This is a genomic window from Emticicia sp. (assembly GCF_049241225.1).
Classification (GTDB): Bacteria; Bacteroidota; Bacteroidia; order Cytophagales; family Spirosomataceae; genus Emticicia.
Map to the genome: position 1 here is coordinate 31297 of NZ_JBMLRC010000059.1, position 7970 is coordinate 39266.

At 39.7% G+C, this 7970-nt stretch carries 10 protein-coding genes; 5 read left to right on the top strand and 5 right to left on the bottom strand.

All coding sequences use genetic code 11. From position 1 onward, the window contains the following. Positions 1-315, top strand: a 315-nt coding sequence (locus ACOVO2_RS03960; RefSeq protein ID WP_421768720.1) for an NADPH-dependent FMN reductase, incomplete at its 5' end; no start/stop codon positions are given. A gap of 260 nt (positions 316-575) precedes the next feature. On the opposite strand, the gene ACOVO2_RS03965 is transcribed toward ACOVO2_RS03960, so the two are convergent. The 4 genes from ACOVO2_RS03965 to ACOVO2_RS03980 form a co-directional block, all read right to left on the bottom strand. Beyond that, positions 576-1031 carry a YdeI/OmpD-associated family protein gene (locus ACOVO2_RS03965; protein ID WP_421768721.1) on the bottom strand — a complete coding sequence of 152 codons (456 nt, stop codon included), beginning with the start codon at positions 1029-1031 and terminating at the stop codon, positions 576-578. Positions 1032-1349: 318 nt separating this feature from the next. Then, positions 1350-2048 carry a YjjG family noncanonical pyrimidine nucleotidase gene (locus ACOVO2_RS03970; RefSeq protein ID WP_421768722.1) on the bottom strand — a complete coding sequence of 233 codons (699 nt, stop codon included), beginning with the start codon at positions 2046-2048 and terminating at the stop codon, positions 1350-1352. Positions 2049-2052: 4 nt separating this feature from the next. After that, positions 2053-2370, bottom strand: coding sequence for a (2Fe-2S) ferredoxin domain-containing protein (locus ACOVO2_RS03975; protein WP_421768723.1), 318 nt, complete (start codon positions 2368-2370; stop codon positions 2053-2055). Between the two features lie 93 nt (positions 2371-2463). After that, on the bottom strand, positions 2464-2889 hold the full coding sequence (locus ACOVO2_RS03980) for a hypothetical protein (protein ID WP_421768724.1): 426 nt from the start codon (positions 2887-2889) through the stop codon (positions 2464-2466). 129 nt (positions 2890-3018) lie between these two features. Here ACOVO2_RS03980 and ACOVO2_RS03985 point away from each other — a divergent pair, with 129 nt between their 5' ends. Together ACOVO2_RS03985 and ACOVO2_RS03990 are read left to right on the top strand one after the other, a co-directional pair. Beyond that, positions 3019-3186 carry a hypothetical protein gene (locus ACOVO2_RS03985; protein ID WP_421768725.1) on the top strand — a complete coding sequence of 56 codons (168 nt, stop codon included), beginning with the start codon at positions 3019-3021 and terminating at the stop codon, positions 3184-3186. A gap of 166 nt (positions 3187-3352) precedes the next feature. Further along, positions 3353-4696 (top strand): DEAD/DEAH box helicase, encoded by a 1344-nt coding sequence (locus tag ACOVO2_RS03990; protein ID WP_421768729.1) that lies wholly within the window; start codon positions 3353-3355, stop codon positions 4694-4696. Positions 4697-4756: 60 nt separating this feature from the next. Here the strand turns inward: ACOVO2_RS03990 and ACOVO2_RS03995 are convergent, their stop codons facing one another. After that, positions 4757-5338: a Crp/Fnr family transcriptional regulator gene (locus ACOVO2_RS03995; protein ID WP_421768726.1), complete on the bottom strand. Its 582-nt coding sequence runs from the start codon at positions 5336-5338 to the stop codon at positions 4757-4759. A 197-nt stretch (positions 5339-5535) separates the two neighbouring features. Between ACOVO2_RS03995 and mgrA the strand changes: the two genes are divergently transcribed. Next, complete coding sequence (gene mgrA / locus ACOVO2_RS04000; RefSeq protein WP_421768727.1) at positions 5536-6531, top strand: L-glyceraldehyde 3-phosphate reductase; 996 nt, start codon at positions 5536-5538, stop codon at positions 6529-6531. A gap of 197 nt (positions 6532-6728) precedes the next feature. Beyond that, positions 6729-7928: a PQQ-dependent sugar dehydrogenase gene (locus ACOVO2_RS04005; protein ID WP_421768728.1), complete on the top strand. Its 1200-nt coding sequence runs from the start codon at positions 6729-6731 to the stop codon at positions 7926-7928. Positions 7929-7970: the final 42 nt, after the last annotated feature.

Below are 7970 nucleotides of genomic sequence, written 5' to 3' on the forward strand. Positions count from 1 at the left end.
TTGGTTACGCCCGAGTTTAATGGTGGGTACTCGCCCGCATTAAAGAACCTGCTCGACCATTTTCCGAAGCAAAGCCGCAAGCCTTTTGGAGTTGTTACGGCTTCGGTTGGGGCAATGGGCGGAATGCGTGCAAGCCAGCAAATGTTGCTATTAGTTGCTGCATTTTTTGGAGTGGTTTCACCGCAAATGCTCGTTACGCCATTGGTTGATAAAAAGTTTGATGCTGAAGGAAATCTGCTCGATGAATCGTTCCAGAGACAAGTAGATTCGTTTGTAAAAGAATATTTATGGTTGGCTGAAAGTTTGGTGAAGTAAATATAAGTAGAATGACGATTTTAGATTTACGAATGACGAATCTAAGACACTTATTATCAATTATTTAAGCCTTTTAAAATTTAAAATAATTTTGTCGTATCACTTATTTTGAGCGAAGTAGGGTTTTTAAGTAGTCGATGGTCAATAGTCGGTAGTCCACAGGAATTGAAAACTTATGATTATAGACCAAAGCGAATCAAGTACTTACGGTTCTATTTCGCTCATTTTTTAAACGAAACTGGAGTTTCGTTCCACGAGTATTACCTGGTTTTGATTTTATTCTGCATCATTTCGATGGCTTTCAGTAGTCTGTTTTGGCGAGTCTCTTCTTTTTTCGCATCTAAAATCCATTGAACGTATTCTTTTTGGTGCGTAAACGATAAACTATCAAAAAATGGTTTTACATCGGCAGCCAACATTGCTTCGAGCAAATCTTGCGGTATTTCCACAACTCGTGGTTCTGTATCTTCTTCTATCGAAATATGCACCATATCGCCGTAAGTTTTACCTACTTTATCACGCACCTCTTTGTTCATAAAAAGTCCGTATTTACCACCCATCGGCGTAAGCAAGCCACGATACTCAACGGTATCAATGATAGCCTTGATTTTTACTCTTTTCTTACCAAAAGTTTCGAGAACATCGAACGGAATTTCGCAGTAAGAACCATTATTTTCTTCATCTTTTTGGATGATGGCGTCATATTCGATTTTCATGCGTTATGGTTCTTTATGATTTTATTCGCTCGAAATGGTTTGCTTTGTCAATGCTGGCAGACAATTCTATTATGAGTTCAAACCCTGCCAGCGTTAAACTAAGTAATTTCATAAGTAAAAGAAAATAACTCATCCATTTGAAATTGTCTTAAACTATGGAACGCTGATGACGCTGATTCTACCGAAACGCTGATTTTCGCAGATGAAAAAGTCAAAAATCCGTGTGAATCTGCGTTGCTTGCATCCGTTTCATCTGCGTTCCATCAATGGATAACTTATCTATGCTTAGTTACTAAAGAACCAGCTTTTCCTATAATTCTACAAAATTTCTTTCAGTTCGACCAATTTCTTTATATCAAAAGTTGGTTTTTGTTCAGTCGGAATATTATCAGGATTATAAAAAACCGTATCTATATTGGCATTGATTGCCCCCAGAATATCGGCTTCATAGTTATCGCCAATCATCAAACTTTCCGCAAGATTTGCTTTCGTAGTTTCCAGTGCATAATCAAAGATTCGACGGTCGGGTTTTCGTGTACCCGCCAGCTCGTTGGTAATGATTTCTCCGAAATAATGATGTATTTCGGAGCTTTTCATTTTATTTACTTGAATATCCTGCCAGCCATTACTAATAATATGCAGTTCGTATTTGGGCAATAAATAGTCCAGAACCTCAACCGCACCTTCAATTAGATGAGCTTTTTTGGGCAAAAGTTCGAGAAAATATTCATTGATTTCTAAGCCAAACGACTTTTTTAGGTCTTTTACACCAAGGTTTTCGAGCGTTTCTTGAAATCTGCGGCGGCGAAGTTCATCGTGCGTAATCAGATTTTGTTCGAGCAAACTCCACTGACGCTTGTTCACAACCGAAAACTCCTGCTGAAAAGCCTCTAATGTGCTGATATTTAGACTTTTAAAATCAAAAATCTCATAAATATCAGCCAAACATTCTGCCGAGTTTCGTTCAAAATCCCAAAGCGTATGGTCGAGGTCAAAGAAAAGGTGTTTGTAAGCCATAAAATTATGCTTTTGGTGCAAATTTTAATTGTAAACGCTCCACTGGTTGGTCGTTTACTAAATGGCTTTCTACAATTTCTTTCACATCGGCTGGTTGTACATTTCCGTACCAAATACCTTCGGGATATACCACAACCGACGGCCCAAATGCACAAACATCTAAACAACCCGATTTTTGAGCTCTGATTTCGGTCAATAAATTACGGTCTTTTAATTCTTCTTTGAAGGCATCAACCAACGCCATGCCTCTTTCACTTCCACAACATTTCTTAGGTGCTTCTTTATCGTTTGTACAAACAAATACGTGCTTTTTGAATTTCATCGTTGAAAACTTTTAAATGATAAGTATTTAAAACAGGAACGCCACAAAGTTAAGAAAAACTTTGTGGCGTTTGCGTTATTTTTTTGTTGGGTATCACCAGCCGAATGGATTCCAGAAACCTCCAATTCCCCAAATGATTGTGGCAATCACACAACCCCAGAAAGCCTTACGCACTTGGTCTTTGTCGTGGTCGGTAATGAAATAAACCAAAGCCAAACCTACCACACCAAGGCAGCAACCCCACCAAAAACCACCAACTAAAGGCATATCTTTTGTTGGTGCTAAGTTAGTGTTGGTGTTAGAAATCAAATCAACTCCCTCTAAAAGTTCAGGCTTTGCCTTTTTTACTTGTTCGTAGGTCATTTCTGGGTGTTCGGCCAGATACTGCTCTAATTTGTTTACTTTCGCAAACTCGTCTTCTACCTGTATGGGTTTATAAGTCAAATCAGTTTCGGCGGCAAAAGCTGTGCTGGCAAAAAATGATAGGGCGATAAATAAGAATTTTACTGCTTTTTTCATGAATTTTGAAATTGTTTAGTGGTTTATAATGAAAACTGAACGAATACTTTGCTGTGCGTTACTGGCTGTTATGTTTTTTTTGATTGACAATCGACAGATGATTTTCCCCTATTCATCAAAAAACTATATATGTCTGAACGAGTATCAAGAAAAATAATTGTTTTTGGAAGCCCTAAAACTTACGGTCAATTTTTCGACCCAAATATACAAATTTTTCCTACAACAGAAATCGTATCTCGACCTTGGTCTGCCATTTTTAGGAAGTACCAAAACACTTACACCGACAAACGCCTCTAAAATAATATCATAAAACCCATAAATTAGTAGTTATTGCCCAGATTTTCCTTATTTACTGCCAAAATAGCGTTACCTTTGTGGGCTATTTTTAGCATAAGTAAAAAACTTTTGTTATCTAAATCTGATAACAAACGGCTATTTTGATGGCCAATCGATAATAAATATGATGAATTTCAACGAATTAAATCTCAATAAACAGCTTCTCAATGCCCTCGAAGAGCTGGGATATACCACACCAACGACCATCCAACAAAAAGTGTTTTCGGTCGTAATGTCGGGCAAAGATGTGTGCGGAATAGCACAGACTGGTACGGGTAAAACCTTTGCTTATTTGTTGCCGAGTTTGCGTCAGTACCAATTTTCGAAAGAAAAAACACCGCAAATTCTTATCATCGTACCAACCCGTGAGTTGGTGGTGCAGGTTGTGGAAGCGGTTCAGAAACTAACGACCTACATGAGCGTAATGACTGTGGGTGTGTATGGCGGCGTAAATATCAAGTCGCAGATTTTAGACATTACTAACGGCGTTGATGTTTTGGTAGGAACGCCAGGCCGATTGATTGATTTGCTCACGAGTGGGTTTATCAAAACTAAAACGCTTAAAAAATTGGTGATTGATGAGGTGGATGAAATGCTGAATTTGGGTTTCAGACCTCAACTCAAAAATATCCTTGATTTATTGCCAGTTCGACGCCAAAATTTGCTTTTTTCGGCAACAATTACCGAAGAAGTGGAGCAACTAATTGAAACGTATTTCAACGAACCCATCAGAGTAGAAGCAGCTCCTGCGGGTTCGCCTCTCGATAATATCTCGCAGACGCTCTATCATGTTCCGAACTTCAATACCAAAGTAAACTTGCTCGAATTGCTACTCACCGAAGACGAGAGCATGAGTAAGGTATTGATTTTTGCTGCAACCAAAGAACTGGCCGACCAGCTTTATGATAAAATATCGAAGAAATATGGCGATAAAGTTGGCGTAATTCACTCAAACAAAGCACAAAATAATCGTTTTAATACCGTAACGGCCTTTAAGGATGGAAGTTGCACGATGTTGATAGCGACCGACATCATTGCTCGTGGTATTGATATTGCAGAGGTATCGCACGTGATAAACTTTGATGTACCCGAAGTCCCCGAAAACTACGTGCATCGCATCGGTCGAACGGGTCGTGTTGATAAAAAAGGTGTTTCGATAACCTTCGTAACCGAAAAAGAAATCGAACAACTTGAAGCCATTGAGGCCGTAATGCAATACAAAGTTCCTGTATTGGAATTGCCCGAAAACCTTACGATTTCTGATAAACTCACCGAAGCAGAAATGCCACAAGTGAAAATGAAAAACATTTTGGTAAAAGTGCCAAAAAAGGAAGCCGTCGGGCCTGCTTTTCATGAAAAATTAGAGAAAAACAAAAAAGTAAACGTAAGGAGAGATATTAAAGCCGAAAAATGGGCAAAATACGGCCGACCTATTAAGAAAACAGGAAATAAGCCGAAGGGTAGAAATTGATTTTTTGAGTTACGGCAAGTGATTTTAAACGAAAAAGTGTGGGTGGTGCAAAGATACTACTCACACTTTTTTCATTTGTCGTTTCCTTAATTTGCTCAGAAATTCGGGAGTAATGCCCAGATACGAAGCAATATAATGCTGCGGCACTCGCTGCGGAAGCGAAGGGTAGCGTCGCAGAAATTCCTCAAATTTATCCATTGCAGTATATGAAACGGTGCGAAACAAGCGTTTTTGCAGCACACTCAAATGTCGCTGAATCATCAGCCTAAACATTCGTTCCAACTTCGGAACACGAGCCAGCAATTCGTCTTTTGATGCACGAGAAAGTACCAAAAGTTCGCAATCTTCGAGCGTTTCGATATACATCATACTCGGAGTTTGGTTTTCAAAACTCGTAATATCGCTTACCCACCAATCTTCCACCGCAAATTCGAGTGTTAATTCTTGCCCTTTGTGGTCGATAAAATATTCCCGAATACAGCCTTTCAGTACATAGGCCTCAAAATTGCAGACATCTCCAGCGTTGAGAAGCATCGTTTTTCTGGGAAATTCTCGCAGCTGCATACAATTTTCTACAACCGATAATTCTTCGGGCGTAAGACTCACAAATCTTGAGATATAGTTTTGAATGCTTTCGTGCATGAATTCGGTCTAAATTTTTATTTCTTGTTCCAGTTCAATGCTTTTTCTGAGAAGAAATCCCAACTTTGCACTATGATTTACGATAGTGATTATTGCATAAAATTCATCATCGTACGTTTAAAACTTGAAATAAAGGTTCTGAGTTCAGTATTTTGCCTTTACAAATTGTTTCTAATTAAACAAAACCTACAAATTCTATGAATTACACAGCATCACCGCAGCGATACCAAGAAATGGAGTACCGTCGTTGTGGTAAAAGCGGATTAAAACTTCCAGCACTTTCGTTGGGTCTTTGGCATAATTTCGGCGGCATTGATAACTTCGAAAATGCTCGTGCAATCTTAAAATTGGCTTTTGATAGTGGTGTTACGCACATCGACTTAGCCAATAATTATGGTCCACCAGCGGGTTCGGCCGAAGAAACTTTCGGACAGGTTTTGAAAAAAGATTTGAAACCGTACAGAGACGAATTAGTGATTACGACTAAAGCGGGTTTTTATATGTGGGAAGGCCCGTACGGCGAGTGGGGTTCTAAAAAATACTTGGTTTCGAGCTTAGACCAAAGCCTAAAAAGAATGGGTTTAGATTACGTGGATATTTTTTACCACCACCGCCCAGACCCCGAAACGCCACTCGAAGAAACAATGGCTGCACTCGACCTGATTGTTCGTCAAGGAAAAGCCTTGTATGCGGGAATCTCCAATTACAGTGCTGCCGACACCGAAAAAGCCGCCAAGATTTTGAAAGAATTAGGCACGCCGTGTATCATTCACCAAGCCAAATATTCGATGTTCGACCGTTGGGTAGAAGGTGGTTTGCTCGATGTTTTGGAAGCAAACGGTGCGGGTTGCGTAGCGTTTTCGCCATTGGCACAGGGTCTATTGTCAAACAAATACATCAAAGGTATTCCAGCCGATTCGAGAGCTGCTTCGGGTCGTGGAAACGGTGCGATTGAAGAAAGCCGAATTACGGAAGCGAACGTAAATAAAGTAATCAAACTCAATGAATTGGCCGTGAAACGTGGTCAGAATTTGGCACAAATGGCTTTATCTTGGGTATTAAAAGACCCACGTATTACGTCGGTTATTTTGGGTGTGAGCAAGCCTCAGCAACTGACAGATTCGTTGGAATGTCTGAAAAATACGTCTTTCTCAGATTCAGAATTACAAGAAATTAATAGTATTTTGGCTTAAAAAGTAGTATTTTTAACAAAGACCCTGTTTAACCTTATTTCTTTTGATTAAAAAATGGTAAATTTTGGCTGCGACTTCTTAATTTATTTTCGCCGTAGCTCTGCTACGACTCAAAGAAATTAATTGTCTCGCTCAAAATTAACCGATTTTCATCAGTAAATTAAAAGGTTAAACAGGGTCACAAAATCAACAAATAAATGCAAAAACATATTTTATTTTCATTGGCTTTCAGTACGCTTGCTTATGCTTCGTGTGCTCAAAGTGCCAGCACTTCGGTAGAAACAAAATCTCCGAACTCTACTTATCCATCGGCTTTTAAAGGTCAAACTCGTATTGGGGCCGTAAAAACCCAAACGCCTTATGCAGCTAAAGTTTTAACCGAAGGATTAACATCTCCGTGGGGTGTGAAAAGCTTACCCGATGGCCGGTTGATTATTACGGAAAAAAGTGGGGTGATGAGAATCGCAAAGGTAAGCGGTGAATTGAGTAAGCCAATCACGGGAGCACCAGCCGTAAATTCTGATGGTCAAGGTGGTTTATTGGGCATAACAATCGACCCAAATTTTCAGAAAAACCGCATGATTTACTGGACATTCTCTGAAAACGTTCAGGGCGGCACACTCACATCGGTGGCAAAAGGAAAACTTTCAGCAGATGAATCAAAGATTGAAGGTGCAACGGTTATTTACCGAGCAACTCCTGCCCACAAAGGGAATTTGCACTACGGTGGAAGAATTCTTTTTGATAAAGACGGAAATCTTTTTGTGAGTACGGGTGAGCGTTCGGATAAAGTTACTCGCCCACAAGCACAGGAATTAAATTCAAGCCTTGGAAAGATTCTACACATCACGACCGATGGTAAACCAGTGGCTGGAAATCCGTTTTTAGGAAAAGAAGGTGCAAAACCAGAATTGTATTCTTACGGACATAGAAATGTACAAGGTTTAACTTTCCACCCAGTAACGGGCGAATTGTTCTCGAATGAGTTTGGCCCAAGAGGTGGCGACGAAATCAATCACGTACAGGCGGGCAAAAACTACGGTTGGCCAACGATTACTTACGGAATTGAGTATAGTGGTAAACAAATCGGTGAGCCAGTCATTCAACAAAAAGAAGGTATGGAACAACCAATTTATTATTGGGACCCATCTGTTTCGCCAAGTGGAATGACTTTTTATAGCGGAGATATGATTCCAGAATGGAAAAATAACCTTTTTGTGGGTTGTTTGAGCGGAATGCACATTGCTCGTTTGATTATCGAAAATAACCGAGTGGTGGGAGAAGAAAGATTATTGACCGAGGAATTCCAACGTTTCCGTGATGTAACACAAGGAAAAGACGGTGCATTATACGCCGTTACCGACCAAGGTCGCCTTTACAGAATTGCTAAGAAATAAGTAATAGTCAACGGTCGGTGGTCGATTGTCCACAGATAAAAA